Raw genomic sequence first — 15,146 nt, forward strand, 5'->3', positions numbered from 1 at the left:
GCGAGGCCGCATGGCATGCGCCTGCCTGCGGCTGGCCATGCCACGCCTCGGCAGGTTCTAGTCCAGCTGCGAGGTGCAGCAGGGGCAGCGCGTGGCCTTTTCCGGGATGGCGGACAGGCAGTAGCGGCACTCCTTGGTGGCCGGCGCGGCGGGCGCTTCCGGCGCGGGCTGTTCGCGCTTCAGCCGGTTGATGGCCTTGACCAGCATGAAAATGGCGAAGGCGACGATAGTGAAGCTGACCAGGGCGTTGATGAACAGGCCCAGGTTCAGCGTCACGGCGCCAGCCTGCTTGGCGGCGGCCACCGATACGTAAGGGCCGGCCTGCTTGGCGCCTTCTTTCAGCACGAAGAACAGGTTGGAGAAATCCACATTGCCGATCAGCAGGCCGATGGGCGGCATGATCACGTCATCGACCAGGGACTTGACGATGGAGCCGAAGGCGCCGCCGATCACCACGCCGACGGCCAGGTCGATCACATTGCCTTTGACGGCGAACTCTTTGAATTCCTTCAGTACGGACATGGCTTATCCTCTTATTTGATTGAAATAATTTTAACTGTTTGGGTTTTTCATTGCAAAAATCAGGAGGCGCCGGCTGCCGCGCGGGAACGCGCAGGCAGTGTGCCCAGCAGCGCGCCGCCCAGGATCAGCAGGATGGCGACCGACGCCAGCGGGCTGAGATGGCCCTGGCCGCTGGCGGTCAGCAGCAGGGTGGACAGCAAGGGCGTGGAATAAGACAGCGACCCTATCTGCCTGGGGTCGCCCAGCCGCAGCGCGCGCTCCCACAGGAAGAAGGCGCCGCCCATCGGGCCCAAGCCCAGCAGGGCTAGCGTGGCCCATTGCGCGGCGCTGGGGTTGACGGCGGGTTCGAACAGCGCGTGGCACAGCAGGGCCAGCAGGCCGGAGGCCAGGCAGAAGCCGCCCATCGCGCTGCCGGGAAAGGCAGGCAGCCGCCCGAGCAGCAGGCTGAAGGTGGACCAGACCACCGCAGCGGCGATGGCTAACAGATAACCTGGCAAATATTGTTGAGACAGCGCCAGTTGGCCGCCGGTGACGATCAGGCCGGCGCCGATGAAGCCCAGCGCGCCGCCCAGGATGTGCCGGTGGTTGAGGCGGATGCCGGGGCGGAACCAAGGCGACAACAGCACGATCAGCAGGGGCCACAGATAGTTGAGCAGATTGGCTTCCAGCGCGGGCGCGTGGCGAAAGGCGAAGAACAGCAGGAAGTGATAGCCGAACAGGCCGTAGACGCCTGCCAGCGCGGTGAGCGGCGGCACCTTCCATTCCTTGGCCCTGTGGATGGACAGCAAGCTGCCGACGCAGAGGCTGACGCCGACCACGAAGAAGGGCGGCAGGCTGCGGGTGAGCGCGCCCAGCGTGGCGAGCGATGCCCATAGCAGGACGGCGCCGAGGGCGAGCGGGATGGGATGCTTCACTATCGTTTCTCCGGTTGGTGGAAACGATTGTAAGAGGTAAATGCCAAACGAAAAAGCCGCAGCGTAAGCTGCGGCTCATCGTATTCTGGCTCCCCGAGCAGGGCTCGAACCTGCGACCTGCGGATTAACAGTCCGTCGCTCTACCAACTGAGCTATCAGGGAACAAAACTTTGAATTGGGCGCTGTAAGGCGATGTGGCTCCCCGAGCAGGGCTCGAACCTGCGACCTGCGGATTAACAGTCCGTCGCTCTACCAACTGAGCTATCAGGGAACACATGACACTCAAAATGAACCAAGGTTAACTGGCTCCCCGAGCAGGGCTCGAACCTGCGACCTGCGGATTAACAGTCCGTCGCTCTACCAACTGAGCTATCAGGGAATTGAGTGAGGGCGAACTATATATGGGCGACTGGGTCGTGTCAACGATTTCTTGCATTTTTTTGAACTTAGGCTAGGCGGAGGGGCTGCCTAGCGACATAAGTGGCTGGCCGAGTGAGGTTTTTTGCACTGGGTATTGGCTGGCGAGGAAAAGCGCTTGGCGTTAAGATCGCGCATTGATATCAGTGAGGGAGCGATGGCATGCATGCATTCTGGCAACAATGGCTGAAGCAAAAAGGCGTGAATCTGGACGAGCGGGGTGTGCAGCCGGTGGCTGAGCATTTGCGGCAAGTGGCCGCGCTGGAGACAGAAACCGTACTGGCGCCATTGGATAATTTCTCCCTGATTCGGATGGAAGGCGACGATGCTGAGGCCTTTTTGCAAGGGCAATTGTCCAATGACATCCGGCAAGCGCAGGAGGGCAAGGCGCAATACAGCACGTATTCCACGGCGAAGGGACGCATGTTGGCCAGCTTCCTGATCTGGCGGCATGGCGGCGCTTATTACTTGATGGTATCGGCCGATATTGCCGCAGCCATCGCCAAGCGTCTGAGCATGTTCATTTTGCGGTCCAAGGTTCGCGCCACGCTGGATGATGCATGGTCCATCCTGGGCTTATCCGGCCCGGACGCAGCGTTGATATTGCAGCCGCATTTCAACGATGCGGACAAGCTGGGCGATATGGAGCAGTCGGTGCGGGAAGATGCCTCGCTGCTGCGTTTGCCTCATGGGGGCTATTTGCTTGCCCTGCGAGCTGGATGTGGTTTTGAGCAGGATATTTCCATGGCGGAAAATGCGCATGGCGTCTCCGCGACGGTATGGGGGCTGCGCGATATTCGAGCCGGCATCGCCTGGGTGACGCAGGAAACACAGGAGCAGTTCGTGCCGCAGATGGCCAATATGGAGCTGATAGGCGCGGTCAACTTCAAGAAAGGCTGCTATCCGGGGCAGGAAATCGTGGCGCGCAGCCAGTACCTGGGGAAAATGAAGCGTCGCATGTCCAGGGTGGAGTTTTTCGAGCGCTTGTCCGTAGGAAGCAAATTATTTAGCCCGCAATTGCCGGAGCAATCGATCGGCATGCTGGCTGCGGCATGTCAAGTTGGCGAGGGAAGGTTTGAAGGACTGGCGGTGGCGCAGTCTCAGACTTGGGAGGCTGGAGTATTTGGAGACGAATCGCATGCAATTGCCCTACGCGAACTGGAATTACCTTATTCGTTGGAGTCCGTGCTTGAATAATGGGCAATCTGTTTTCTTTTTGATTCTTGACTTGCACCAATTGCATTAGCTACATTACACCCTGTAATTGCTAGATCAATAATCAACAAGGAACATCTCATGGATCTGTCTAAACTCGAATTCACTGAACTGGTTGCGCTGAAGTCCGATGTGGAAAACGAAATCAAGCGCCGCGAAGTGGAAGAGAAGTCCAAGGCTAAGAAGCAGATTATCGAATTGGCTCGCGCCTATGGCCTGAGCGTCGAGGAAGTGCTGAGCAAGGCTGTGGCCGTGCGCAAGCCGGTGGAAGCCAAGTACCGCCACCCGGAAAACAATGAGCTGACCTGGACGGGTCGCGGCCGCAAGCCGGCCTGGGTTCAGTCCTGGGTGGATGGTGGCAAGGCGTTGCAAGACCTGATGATCTAATGATCTGATGACGGGCTGCCTGCCGTGAAAAAAGCGCCTTTGGCGCTTTTTTTTCGTCTACGGCGCGCTGCGGCTTGTTTCTACGCCGCGGCAGCGGCAGTGGCTGGCGAAGCGCCGGTTTACGCGGATTATTACGGTTCGCCCGGCTTGCTATAAATCTAGTAGCATAGAGTATGTAGGCTTTATCTATCGACGCTTGCAGGAGACTGGACGGGAGCATGCTGGATTTCTTCTCTAGGGGGGGCAAGGGCAAGCCGGATCCCTTGGCCAATGCCGAGTCGGCCAAGACGCACGCGGAGGCGCTGAAGCAGGAGTTCGGCTCCGCCGCGCACGACAAGGCGGCTGAATTGTTGAGCGCGCTGAACGCGCCTTCGCTGGAATTGTCCGCGGACATGCTGGAGGCAGTGCTGACGCTGAATCAGGAAACCCAGCCGTTGCATGACGGCCTGTGCGTGCAATACCTGATGAACGCCAGGATGCCCAAAGTGCTGGAAAGCCAGTTGCGCGGGCAGATACTGAACTATGGCAAACAGTTTACCGAGTTCTATCAATATGCCTTGCCGGTAGTCGCCGATAGCCCGAATGGAGTCAAAATAGTCGGCTTGCTGCCCTTGGTGCTGGCGCGCATTCTTTATTACCTGACCGAGTATGCCAGGTGGCAATACATCAGGAATTTTCAGCCTGATGAAGTTTTTTGGCTGAATGTCAATCAACTATACCGTTTAGCGGAGCAGCGCGGTCTGGATTCCAGGCCAGTATTTCTGTTCGGCGAAAAATCGGCCGCCACCACGGTTCAGGATCAATATTTGGCGCTGCAGATGTTGGCGCAGTTGGGAAATGGCAATTTCAGCGTTAAACAGATTAATTTCGCTTATCAGTTGCTAGGCTTGCTCAGCAACCGCATGACATTGAGCAAACAGAGCGGCCCGGAAGCCAGTTTTGCCGTCCTGTTGAACGAATCCAGGCCTGCCGCGCGGGTTGACCTAGTGACGGCTGGCGAATGGGCGCGTTACTGGAATACCGCCGAATTGGTGGAGATGCTGCATAACTGGGCGATCATGATTGAGGCTGGCCGTGTGCCGACCGAATTGAAGCGCCTGATCGAGCCGGGCATAGACGCCGCCTTGCTGCGTGTGCTGACGCGGGAGTGGGCGGTCAAACCAGTCTTGTTCGCGCGCGCGGAGCGGCAGGCGGTCAGCGATCGCCAGGTCGAGGTGGCGCACCGGCTGACCATGCTGCATAAGCTGGTGCGGAGGCCGGACGAAGAGCTGGGGCAAAGCCCGCGCGGCGGAGATCGCGACAGTTATGAAGATGCGGCCAATATCCGGATCTATGGTTTCGTCACCAGCCGCAAGCGGGACAAGTCCGTCACGCCGCAGCCTGCGATCAGCGGCTTGTCGCTGTCCGGCGAAACCGTGGAGCCGGCGCCGACGCAGGATTTTCCCAAGTGGGCGCTGGAGAATATCAGCCAGTCCGGCCTGGGCGTGTCATTGGACGTGATGGGCAATGAGTGGGTGGCTCTGGGAGGGTTGATAGGTTATCGAGATGCCGGCGCCGACAGCTGGAATCTGGGCATCATCCGCCGCATCAAGCGAACCAGCCGCGAGCGCATCTACCTGGGCATAGAAACGCTGACTACCCGGCCGCTGGCCGCTTCTTTGCGGCCCACCGACACCAGGCTGATAGACCCGACGCTGCCGCCGGACCAAGTGTGGTTGGCCGGCCATATCAGCGTATTCATGCCGTATCGGCGTGGCGACAAGCTGATTAATGCGCTGATCTTGCCGGTTTCGCTATACATGCTGGGCAAGCAGTTCTACATGACCGCGCGCGGCAAACATTTCCAGATCGCTTTGGGCAAGGTGCTGGAGAAGGGCAGCGACTGGTGCATGGTGGAGGTTGAACTGGTGCAGGCGCTGGAGAAGCTGCCTGTGGTGCTGTAGTAGGCGAGGGGCGCAAAATGCACCTGCAAGGAGGCAGAACGGATCCAGTTGGGCGAGAAAGCGGCAAGCATCCATGGCCTAGTCTACGCCTATAGTCGGCATGGCTTTACAATACATAATTGGGACGTCGCCATGGATTTCATGTCTGCGATACCTTGAATAGCCTTTGCTGATAACATTCGCTTATTGCAACTCTCAGGATTTTTGTCATGAAATGCGCGTTCTGCGGCAACTCTGACACCCAGGTGATCGACTCCCGCGTCAGCGAGGACGGCAGCAGCATCCGCCGCCGTCGCCGCTGCCCCGCCTGCGACAAGCGTTTCACGACTTTCGAAACCGCCGACGTGCGCATGCCGCAAGTGGTGAAAACGGCCGGACACCGCTCAGAGTTCGACATCGAGAAAGTGCGCACCAGCTTCCTGCGCGCGCTGCACAAGCGGCCAGTGTCCACCACGCTGGTGGACGAGGCGATAGATCGCATCTGCCACAAGCTGCTGCAACTGGGCGAACGCGAGGTCAGCAGCCGCCAGATAGGCGAAATGGTGATGGCGGAACTGGCCCGTCTGGACAAGGTTGCCTATGTGCGGTTTGCCTCGGTTTACCGCAGTTTTCAGGATATTTCTGAATTTACTGACGCAATCAAGGAAATTCAGAAGTCCTCGCATTGACAGTCTCAGTGGCGGCTGATACACATGTTTAATCTATTTGTCATTTTGGATTGAGCCATGACCGCCGCCATTCTCCAGCCTATCTCCCTATTGCCGCCCTCCGTTGTCCACGCAGAGCGGCTGTTCGCCTTGATAGAGGCAAGCCGCGCCAGCTTGCGCGCTTGGCTGCCCTGGGTGGACGCCACGCGCAGCGTGGAGGACAGCCGGGCATTTTTGACCGGCGTCACTGACGGCGCGCGCGATGGCGCAGGCTGCGCTTGCTGGCTGATAGAACTGAATGGCGAGTTGGCCGGTTGCATAGACATTCACGGCATCAGCAAGCTGAATGGCTCCGGCCTGCTGGGCTACTGGCTGGCCGATCGCTTTGTCGGTCGCGGCATCATGAGCGGCGTGGTGGCGCAGGTGCTGGACGTGGGCTTCGACGACCTCGGCCTGAATCGTATCGTCATCGTGGCGGGCGTGGAAAACGCGCGCAGCCGCGCCGTGGCGGAGCGGCTGGGATTCGCCCGAGAGGGCGTGCAAAGGGATGGCTTGCGGTTGCATGGCCGGTTTCACGACGCCTGTCAGTACAGCATGCTGGCGCGGGAGTGGAGGATGCGGAAATGAGCGAAGTCAGCATTCGTCCCGCCATGCCGGAGCGCGACGCGCCGGCCGTCTATGCTTTGATTGAACGTTATCGCGCCACCTTGGCGCTGTGGATGGCCGGCATCGTCAAGCCGCGGTCGGTGGCTGATACCGAAGCCTTTTTATGGCGGCAAGTCCAGGGCAACGAGGAAGGCCGCTGCGCGCACCGCTTGATTCTGGTGGACGGCGAAATCGCCGGCAGCTGCTCGCTGCATGGCATCAGCCAGGCGCACTGCTATGCCCGCGTCGGCTATTGGCTGGCCGATTGCCATGTCGGCAAGGGCGCGATGCTGCGGGCGCTGACCCAGTTGCTGGATCAGGCTTTCGGCGAATTGGGCCTGCATCGGGTGGAGCTGGGCTGCGCGCCGGAAAACGTCCGCAGTTGCAAGGTGGCGGAAAGCCTGGGCTTCCGGCTGGAAGGCGAGCTGCGCGATGCGCAATGGCTGAATGGCCGCTTCTGGAATATGCGTTGTTACGGCCTGTTGGCCGAGGAATGGAAAAAGCGGGAATGATGGACTATAGCGCCGACGACCACCTGTTCATGCAGCGCGCGCTGCGCTTGGCCGAAGGCGCGACGCGCCGCGCCGCGCCCAACCCCGGAGTGGGCTGCGTGCTGGTGCGCGATGGCGAGATCATAGGCGAGGGCGCGACGCTGGCAGTCGGCTCGGATCATGCCGAGATCCAGGCGATCAAGGACTGCCTGGCGCGCGGGGATACGCCGCGCGGCGCCACGGCCTATGTCACGCTGGAACCGTGCAGCCACCATGGCCGCACGCCGCCCTGCGCTGAACGCTTGATCCGGGAAGGCATAGGCCGCGTGGCGGCGGCCATGGTCGATCCCTATCATGAAGTGTCCGGCCGCGGCATCGCCATGCTGCAGGCGGCGGGCATTCCGGCCTCCGCCGGCCTAATGGAGGCCGAGGCGCGCCGCATCCATCGAGGCTTCCTGTCGCGCGTGGAGCGCGGCCGGCCCTGGGTGACGCTGAAGGCCGCCGCCACGCTGGACGGCAAGACCGCGCTGCTCAATGGCCGCAGCAAGTGGATCACCGGGCCGCAGGCGCGGCTGGACGTGCAGCGGCTGCGCGCCGCGCATTGCGCCATCCTGACCGGCAGCGGCACCGTGCTGGCCGACGATCCGCAACTGACGGTGCGCGAGCTGCCGGTGGCCATCCAGCCCTGGCGCGTGGTGCTGGACGGCGATCTGAGAACGGATCCCGCGGGCCGCGTATATCAGGGCGGACGTTCCCTGCTGGCGAATTGCATCGACGATGAGTCGAGACTGGCGCCGTTCCGCGAGCGCGGCGTCGAGCCGCTGATCATCGGCCGACGCGGCGGCAAGGCTGATCTGGCGGAGCTGCTGCGCCGCTTGGGCGAGCGCGGCGTCAACGAGCTGATGGTCGAGGCCGGCGCCGGCTTGAATGGCGCGCTGCTGCGGGAAGGGCTGGTGGATGAGATCGCGCTGTACTTGGCGCCGTCGCTGGCCGGCGACGCCGCGCGCGGCCTGTTCGCTTGGCCGGCGCTGGAGGATCTGGCCGACAAGATCAGCCTGAAGATCGTCGACGCGCGCATGGTGGGCCAAGACTTGAGGCTGACCTTGCGTCCGGCGAATCGGGCGTAAGCGGCCGCGTCATCTGGATGGCGGGCCGCGCGTTATGGGGTTTATCGGGAGCGTGAGATGAATAGGGAGGCAAGGTGGCGGCGCTGGCGGATGCATTGACGGCCTACCTGCATTTGATCGAGAAGCTGGGCGCGCCGCCGGATGTGGTGCAGGCTCGGCGCGAGCTGCTGCAGCGCATGCTGGACGAATTGTCCGGCAGGCGGCGCGACGCCGACAACTACCACGCCGGGGTGGATGGCTTCGTGGCCGCCTGTCCGGCGGAGGAAAAGCTGCTGGCGGTGACTTGCGCCCGCGAGTTTTTCTATTTCTGGCTGGACGATATGAAAAAGGTGATGGAAATCACCTCCGGCGCCAGCTTCACCGTCCAGAACCTGGCCATGCCAATGCTGACGTCGCTGGACGAGTTGCAGCAGTTGATGCTGCGCATGAAATTCCGCGACTTCCCGCCGTCGTTGGACCTGTATCTGGGCAAGCTGTTCGAGGACGGCATGGCCGAGGAGGAGATCGTCCGCCGCAAGACTCTGCTGCGGGTCTTGTCGTTCCTGCTCGATCCGCATCCCTTCCATGCCAATAGTTACCGCATGGCGGTGGATGCGTTGCTGCTGCATCTGGCTACGCCGGAGGAGGGCGAGTACCTGCGGCGCCTGGTGCGCGAATACTTCCCGCATTGGCGCTCGTTTCCCGCCGCTCACCGGCGCGTGGCTGGGAGCTAGAAGATGAATGAGTAAAATTCATTCATTTTGAGGCTTAGTTTCATGGTTTTCCTGGCTTTTCCCTTGCGGCACAGGCGAGTGCGCTCCCCTTGACCATCAGCTAATGACATGTGAGCATGCCGTGAACGCCATGCTACAAGGGAGAGCGCCATGTCGAATCAAAAAGCCTATCAGAGCCTGACCCAAACCTTCCAACGCCTGCACCGTTTCGGCCACCTCGGTGCCATCGCCAGCTGGGATCAGGCCGCGATGATGCCGTCCAAGGGCAACGAGGCGCGCGCCGCCGCCCAGGCCGAGCTGCAGGTGCTGATGCACCAGCTGATCACCGCGCCTGAACTGCGCGCCCAGCTGCAAGCGGCAGAACAGGAAGAGCTGAGTGCGCAGGAGCGCGCCAATCTGCGCGAAATGCGCCGCGAATGGGCGCAGGCCAATCTGCTGCCGGCCGAGCTGGTGGAGGCCAAGGCGCTGGCGGCTGCGCGTTGCGAGCATGCCTGGCGCGAGCAGCGCAAGAACAACGACTGGCAGGGTTTTTTGCCCAATTTCCGCGAAGTGTTGCGCTTGGCGCGGGAAGAGGCCAAGCTGCTGGCCGCAGAAAATGGCTGCAGCCCGTACGACGCCCTGCTGGACAAATACGAACCCGGCATGAAAAGCGCCGACATCGCGCGTATTTTCGACGATGTGAAGTCCTGGCTGCCGGGGCTCATTGAAAAAGTCCGCGCCAAGCAGGCCCAGGAGCCGGTGATCCAGGCTACTGGACCGTTCCCGGTGGAACTGCAGCGCGATTTGGGCCTAGAAGTGATGGGCCTGCTGGGCTTCGACTTCGACGCTGGCCGGCTGGACGTCAGCAACCACCCCTTCTGCGGGGGCGTACCGGAAGACGTGCGCATCACCACCCGCTATCGCGCAGACGATTTCGTGCAGAGCTTGATGGGCATCATCCATGAGACCGGCCACGCCCGCTACGAGCAAGGCCTGCCGCGCGAGCTGCTGGAGCAGCCGGTGGGGCGCGCGCGCTCCATGGGCATCCATGAAAGCCAGAGCCTGTCCTTCGAGATGCAGCTGGGCCGCAGCCGCGGCTTCCTGCAGCTGATCGCGCCGTTGATCCGCCGCCGCTTCGGCGAGCAGCCGGCCTTTACCGCCGAGAACCTGGCGCGGCTGTATACCCGGGTGGAGCCGGGCTATATCCGCGTGGATGCGGACGAGCTGTGCTACCCGGCGCATGTGATCCTGCGCTTCGAGATCGAGCGCGCGCTGATCAATGGCGAGATCGAGGCCGAGGATGTGCCGGCGCTGTGGGATGAAAAGATGATGGCCTATCTGGGCATAGACACCCGCGGCAACTACCGCGACGGCTGCCTGCAGGACATTCACTGGACGGATACCTTCGGCTATTTCCCCAGCTACACCCTGGGCGCGATGTACGCGGCGCAGTATTTCGCCGTGCTGCGCCGGCAGGAGCCGGGATTGGACGGCCGCATCGCGGCGGGCGATTTGTCGCCGGTGTTCGATTGGCTGCGCGACCATATCTGGAGCCAGGGCTGCCAGTGGACGACGGACGAGCTGGTGCGCCGCGCCACTGGGGAAGCGCTGAATCCAGCCCACTACCGCGCCCACCTGGAGGCGCGCTACCTGGGCTAAGCCCAAAGCGGGTGGCCGGTCAGACGCCGGCCATCTGCTGGTGCAGGTGATCGCACCAGTCTTCGAACTCTTCCTGATTCAGCCCCAGATAGGCCAGCACCGCGGCGCGGCGCTGCGGCCAGCCCGGGTCGGTCTGGCCCGGCAGCGAGGTGCGCCAGGCGTGTTGCGCGGCGCGGGTGATCGCCACCATCATTCTGCCCTCGTGATCCAGCGGCGCGTCCGGTCCGGCATCCAGCGCCTGCGGATCGTATTGCAGCTGAATGGCGCGGGCGAAGTTCTCCGGCATATGCCATACCTTGGCCACCAGATAGCCCACCACCGCGTGGTCGGTGCCATGCAACTGTTGCTGCAGCTTGAGGATGCGGTCGTCATCGGCCATTTCCATCAATTGCAGGGTGCGGGCGTAGCCTGGCTGGCGCATCAACAGGATGGCGATGCCGCAAGCGTGGAACAGCGCATAGCTCTGGCACTGGTCCGGCACATGGGCCAGCCTTTCGCTGAGCAGGCCGGCCACGGTCGTAAGTTGCATGGCCTTCTCCCAGAATACCTCCAGGATGGGCGGCGTCTCTTGCGTCAAGCGGCTGCGCAGCACGAGCCCGCTGGCTAGGTTGATCACATTGTTGACGCCCAGCAGATTGACGGCCTGTCCTATGGATTGGATGCGGCGGCCCTGGCCCAGCACGGGGGAATTGGCGGCTTTCAGCATGGCGATGCTTAGCGCGGGATCGCTGGCGATCAGCTCGCTGAGCTCCTGCAGCGGCGAGACGCTGTCCTGGCGCAAGGCCTGCAGCTTGTCCAGGATTTCCGGTCGTGGAGGGATGACCAGATTCTGCAGCAGTGTCTTGCGCTGTTCGACATTCAGTTCGGTTGCCATGGCTGCGTTCGTGGGGAGTGGACGCTATAGGCAGTGTAGCAGCCGCTGCCGAAGCTTGGCTGATGCAGCTCAAATCCTGGCGCGTCGCCGGGATGCGCGCCTTCAGTCGACAGTCATGAAGTCTTCCACCGCGTGGGCCAGCGCCTGCGGCTTCTCCCATTGAATCATGTGGCCGGCGCCCGTTATGACGGTTTCGCTGAGCTGTGCGAAGCAAGCGCGCCGCTCGTCCAGCGTGGACATGACGCCGTTGACCGCGGGATGTTCGAAGGCGCGCTCGCCCAATACCCATAGCACGGGCGCCGTGATGCGCCGCCAGCAGGCCATGGCCTCTTCCAGCCGGTACAAGACGGGATTGACCATCTTGTGGCGCGGGTCCGCGCGGTAGGTGAGGCCATCTCCGTCCTGGCGGGTCAATTCCGCCGCTAGCCAGTGGGCGCGCTCCTGAGTCAACAAGGGGTTGCGCGCGCAGAGCTTGTCCGCCACTTGCGTGTGATCCGTCAGCGTCTCGTAAGACTGGGTTGATTGGGTTTCCCTCAACCAGCGGGCATAGCGCCCAGGCGCTTCGGTTGGGCGGGTGGCGTTGAGGCCGAACCCTTCCACTAGCGTCAATCGGGCAATTCGCTGCGGCCGCACGCCGGCGTAGATGCCGGCAATCATGGCGCCCATGCTGTGGCCGAGCAGCCGGACCGGCTGGTGGGGTGACAGCTGGTCGAGCAAACCGTCCAAGTCCGCCAGATAGTCCGGGAAGTAATAGCCGCCTTCATTCCATTGGCTGTCGCCAAAACCGCGCCAATCCGGCGCAAGCACATGCCATTCACGCTTCAGCTCTTCTACCATGAATTGAAAGGTGGCCGAGCTATCCATCCAGCCGTGCAGCAGCACCAGCAGGGGGGCATCGACGGCGCCCCAGTGGCGCAAGTGATAGCGGCGTTGGTTGACGAGGCGGATTTCACTGCGATGGGGAAGTCGGTTGGCCATGGCGCTGGATCAGGCATTGTGATTGGGTGGAGGCAGTCTACCTGGCGCGGCAGGATTGGAACAATGACATGTCTGGCTAGCTGTTTAATCTAAGATTAAACAAAAAGTTTAAAATAATTAATTCTCATCTGGATTTGCCATAATTTTTAATGCCAATTGAATTGATTTGTTGCGAAATGGCGGGCGTGCAGCGTGTTTGTTTAAAAAACGCTTGAAAAAAATCCGCCATGTTTATATTGTTGAGTTGTAAATGCAGTGTTTTTTGATTGAAAAGATTTTAAATTAAAATTTAACGCTCGGTTGGCTGCGCCACGCCGGGCCGGGAGCCAAAAATGGAACGGACCTTTGCGATGAAGTTGGCTGTGCAAGTCGCTACCGCCGCGCTGCTGGGTTTCGGCATCATGGCTTCGGCTTCGGCTGCTGATGGCGTGGTGAGTTTCTCCGGCAGCATCATGGCGCCGACGTGCTCAGCCCAGGTTCAGGGCGTATCCGGTTCCGTGGCCTTGCAGATGATCTGCGAAGACGCCGCTGTGGTGACGCGCAAGGTGAGCGCGACCGCTCCGGCCAAGTCCTTGAACAATTATGTGGCGGCGGTATCCATGCAGCCTGTCGGCCGCCAGCAGTCCATCATGACTGTGGAGTACCGCTAGACTCGGCGCTTCACGCATCTCGCGAGTTCTCTCGCGTGGAAACGCCGTCTGCCTTCGTTGGCAGGCGGCGTTTTCGTTTTTTAAGTCGCTTCACGGCCAGGCATGCCGTGCGTCCCTTCATGCGCTAAGGCGCATCTTCAATTCAATTTGAATATATTGATATTCTTTCAATACTTTTTGCATTTTGATAGGCTTATTTGTAAGTATTTGTTTAGTGTGATGTAAATGTGCAACGTCTTTAAATTTTTACTTTATAGATATTAAATCAAATAAATTCCGTTTATTTTCATTGGTTTGCTGATATTTATTCAAGATGCTCAATGCCGATTGCATTATTTCTGTTCATTTGGCATTTGCCGATGATGTCTTTTGGATAGTACAATTTTTATGAATCGAGTTTAAAGAATCACTTAATAATTGCGCAAACCTGACGCTATTCTGGATTCACGATACGACGCGCGACCGCCTGCGGGCGCCGCGGCAAGCGCCGCCCGCAGGCGGCATCTGATCTCAGCGGGCGGTTTGTCCGCATCACTCAAATAGGGAGCGAATGAAAATGAAGAAGCTGGTTCTGGCACTGTGCGTGGGCCTGGGCACCTCCTCCGCGGCTTTTGCCGCCGACGGCGTGATCAATATTACCGGACAGATCAATGGCAGCACCTGCCAGGTCAACGGCACGGCCAATGGCACATTGGCGACGGTCAATGTGACGCTGCCGACCGTATCTAAGAGCGCGCTGGCCACCAAGGGCGCGACCGCCGGCACCACGCCCTTTGTGCTGAACCTGACTCAGTGCACCGGCGCCAGCGCCAAGACCCTGTTCGAGCTGGGCTCTACGGTCGACCAGACCACTGGCAATCTGATCAACCAGACCACCGGCGGCGCCTCCAACGTTCAAGTGGGCCTGTTGAACAGCAGCTTCCAGCCTATCAACATCACCAACAACACCAACTCGCAAACGGTCAGCATCAGCAATAACGTCGCTACGCTGAACTACTACGCCCAGTACGTGGCGACCGGCGCCGCCACCGCCGGCGCGGTGAACACCAGCGTCATGTTCTCGATGCAGTACAACTGATACCGGGGATAATCTCCGGCGGGCGGTTGCGAACCGCTCGCTCGGAGCGGGTGCGGTTTGCGCGCCCGCCTTGGCGCCCGGATGCGGTCTGGGCTGAAACAGGATGGCAGGCGGATACGGAATGAAAGCGATAATGAGGCGGAGTTTGGCTGGTCTGGCGTTGGCGTGCTGCGCGGCGGCGCAACCGGCGATGGCCAATGTGGTGATTACCGGGACGCGCGTGGTGTACAACAGCGATGCGCGAGAGGTCACCATCAAGCTGAACAACCCCGGCAAGGAACCGGCCTTGGTGCAGGCCTGGACGGATCGGGGCAATGCGAAGTCCACGCCGGACACCGCGGATGCGCCGTTTGTCATCATGCCGCCGATTTTCCGGGTCGATCCCGGCAAGTCACAGACCCTGCGCATGACCTTCACCCAGGAGGCTTTGCCGCAGGATCGCGAATCCCTGTTCTGGCTCAATGTGCTGGACGTGCCGCCCTTGCCGCAGAAAGCCGGCGAAGCCAGTAATTTCTTGCAGATCGCCTTCCGCTCCCGCTTGAAGATTTTCTATCGTCCGACGGGCCTGCCGGGCAGCCCGGACGAGGCCGCCGACAAGGTGGACTGGAAGCTGGTCAAGAACGCATCCGGCAAAGGCTATGCCTTGCGCGGTCATAACGGCAGTCCCTTCCATGTATCTTTCAATCTGACCGCTCTGTTGTGGAATGGGCGCGAGTACAAGAGCGATGGAGGCATGATCGCGCCGCAGGCTAGTGAGGATTTCGAACTGAACGGACTGAGCGCCGCGCCTGCAGGCAAGGCGATGGTCAAGTACGAAACCATCAACGATTACGGCGCGCCGGTCAGCCATCAGGTTGAGTTGAAGTTTTAAGCCCGCAAGGGGAGGACGCTTGCTGCCAGCAAGCTA

Annotated in this window: 16 protein-coding genes and 3 tRNA genes; 12 read left to right on the forward strand and 7 right to left on the reverse strand. The window is 60.7% G+C overall.

Annotated features, from left to right (window positions below; translation table 11 throughout):
* Window positions 1–57: 57 nt before the first annotated feature.
* The 5 genes from mscL to C2I19_RS02115 all read right to left on the reverse strand — a co-directional run bounded on the left by mscL (window position 58) and on the right by C2I19_RS02115 (window position 1,815).
* A complete protein-coding gene (gene mscL / locus C2I19_RS02095; protein ID WP_103901069.1) occupies window positions 58–522 on the reverse strand; it encodes a large conductance mechanosensitive channel protein MscL in 465 nt (154 codons plus the stop codon).
* A gap of 59 nt (window positions 523–581) precedes the next feature.
* On the reverse strand, window positions 582–1,436 hold the full coding sequence (locus C2I19_RS02100; RefSeq protein WP_233201067.1) for a DMT family transporter: 855 nt from the start codon (window positions 1,434–1,436) through the stop codon (window positions 582–584).
* An 86-nt stretch (window positions 1,437–1,522) separates the two neighbouring features.
* A tRNA-Asn gene (locus C2I19_RS02105) sits at window positions 1,523–1,598 on the reverse strand.
* Window positions 1,599–1,631: 33 nt separating this feature from the next.
* A tRNA-Asn gene (locus C2I19_RS02110) sits at window positions 1,632–1,707 on the reverse strand.
* Window positions 1,708–1,739: 32 nt separating this feature from the next.
* Window positions 1,740–1,815 (reverse strand) — tRNA-Asn (locus tag C2I19_RS02115).
* A 290-nt stretch (window positions 1,816–2,105) separates the two neighbouring features.
* Between C2I19_RS02115 and ygfZ the strand changes: the two genes are divergently transcribed.
* The 9 genes from ygfZ (at window position 2,106) to C2I19_RS02160 (ending at window position 10,659) form a co-directional block, all read left to right on the forward strand.
* Window positions 2,106–3,050, forward strand: coding sequence for a CAF17-like 4Fe-4S cluster assembly/insertion protein YgfZ (gene ygfZ, locus C2I19_RS02120; RefSeq protein ID WP_158253614.1), 945 nt, complete (start codon window positions 2,106–2,108; stop codon window positions 3,048–3,050).
* A 99-nt stretch (window positions 3,051–3,149) separates the two neighbouring features.
* Complete coding sequence (locus C2I19_RS02125; protein WP_103901072.1) at window positions 3,150–3,455, forward strand: H-NS histone family protein; 306 nt, start codon at window positions 3,150–3,152, stop codon at window positions 3,453–3,455.
* A gap of 218 nt (window positions 3,456–3,673) precedes the next feature.
* On the forward strand, window positions 3,674–5,398 hold the full coding sequence (locus tag C2I19_RS02130) for a cyclic-di-GMP receptor FimW-related protein (protein ID WP_103901073.1): 1,725 nt from the start codon (window positions 3,674–3,676) through the stop codon (window positions 5,396–5,398).
* Window positions 5,399–5,607: 209 nt separating this feature from the next.
* Window positions 5,608–6,066: a transcriptional regulator NrdR gene (gene nrdR / locus C2I19_RS02135; RefSeq protein WP_103901074.1), complete on the forward strand. Its 459-nt coding sequence runs from the start codon at window positions 5,608–5,610 to the stop codon at window positions 6,064–6,066.
* Window positions 6,067–6,123: 57 nt separating this feature from the next.
* The gene (locus C2I19_RS02140) at window positions 6,124–6,672 is read left to right on the forward strand and encodes a GNAT family N-acetyltransferase (protein WP_103901075.1); all 549 of its coding nucleotides are present in this window, start codon (window positions 6,124–6,126) and stop codon (window positions 6,670–6,672) included.
* Complete coding sequence (locus C2I19_RS02145) at window positions 6,669–7,202, forward strand: GNAT family N-acetyltransferase (RefSeq protein WP_103901076.1); 534 nt, start codon at window positions 6,669–6,671, stop codon at window positions 7,200–7,202. The genes C2I19_RS02140 and C2I19_RS02145 overlap by 4 nt, the downstream gene beginning before the upstream one ends.
* Window positions 7,199–8,308 carry a bifunctional diaminohydroxyphosphoribosylaminopyrimidine deaminase/5-amino-6-(5-phosphoribosylamino)uracil reductase RibD gene (gene ribD, locus C2I19_RS02150; RefSeq protein ID WP_233201068.1) on the forward strand — a complete coding sequence of 370 codons (1,110 nt, stop codon included), beginning with the start codon at window positions 7,199–7,201 and terminating at the stop codon, window positions 8,306–8,308. The genes C2I19_RS02145 and ribD overlap by 4 nt, the downstream gene beginning before the upstream one ends.
* Window positions 8,309–8,382: 74 nt before the next feature.
* Entirely contained in the window at window positions 8,383–9,021 is a 639-nt protein-coding gene (locus tag C2I19_RS02155) for a hypothetical protein (protein WP_103901077.1), read from the forward strand.
* Between the two features lie 150 nt (window positions 9,022–9,171).
* A complete protein-coding gene (locus tag C2I19_RS02160; RefSeq protein WP_103901078.1) occupies window positions 9,172–10,659 on the forward strand; it encodes a carboxypeptidase M32 in 1,488 nt (495 codons plus the stop codon).
* A 19-nt stretch (window positions 10,660–10,678) separates the two neighbouring features.
* On the opposite strand, the gene C2I19_RS02165 is transcribed toward C2I19_RS02160, so the two are convergent.
* Together C2I19_RS02165 and C2I19_RS02170 are read right to left on the reverse strand one after the other, a co-directional pair.
* Window positions 10,679–11,533, reverse strand: coding sequence for an HDOD domain-containing protein (locus C2I19_RS02165; RefSeq protein ID WP_103901079.1), 855 nt, complete (start codon window positions 11,531–11,533; stop codon window positions 10,679–10,681).
* Between the two features lie 102 nt (window positions 11,534–11,635).
* The gene (locus tag C2I19_RS02170) at window positions 11,636–12,511 is read right to left on the reverse strand and encodes an alpha/beta fold hydrolase (RefSeq protein ID WP_103901080.1); all 876 of its coding nucleotides are present in this window, start codon (window positions 12,509–12,511) and stop codon (window positions 11,636–11,638) included.
* Window positions 12,512–12,843: 332 nt separating this feature from the next.
* Here C2I19_RS02170 and C2I19_RS02175 point away from each other — a divergent pair, with 332 nt between their 5' ends.
* The 3 genes from C2I19_RS02175 (at window position 12,844) to C2I19_RS02185 (ending at window position 15,110) form a co-directional block, all read left to right on the forward strand.
* Window positions 12,844–13,161: a type 1 fimbrial protein gene (locus C2I19_RS02175; RefSeq protein ID WP_146056726.1), complete on the forward strand. Its 318-nt coding sequence runs from the start codon at window positions 12,844–12,846 to the stop codon at window positions 13,159–13,161.
* A gap of 556 nt (window positions 13,162–13,717) precedes the next feature.
* A complete protein-coding gene (locus C2I19_RS02180; RefSeq protein ID WP_199181049.1) occupies window positions 13,718–14,239 on the forward strand; it encodes a fimbrial protein in 522 nt (173 codons plus the stop codon).
* A gap of 133 nt (window positions 14,240–14,372) precedes the next feature.
* Window positions 14,373–15,110: a fimbrial biogenesis chaperone gene (locus C2I19_RS02185; RefSeq protein WP_233201069.1), complete on the forward strand. Its 738-nt coding sequence runs from the start codon at window positions 14,373–14,375 to the stop codon at window positions 15,108–15,110.
* Window positions 15,111–15,146: the final 36 nt, after the last annotated feature.

Source organism: Chromobacterium alticapitis (assembly GCF_002924365.1).
Taxonomy (GTDB): Bacteria; Pseudomonadota; Gammaproteobacteria; order Burkholderiales; family Chromobacteriaceae; genus Chromobacterium; species Chromobacterium alticapitis.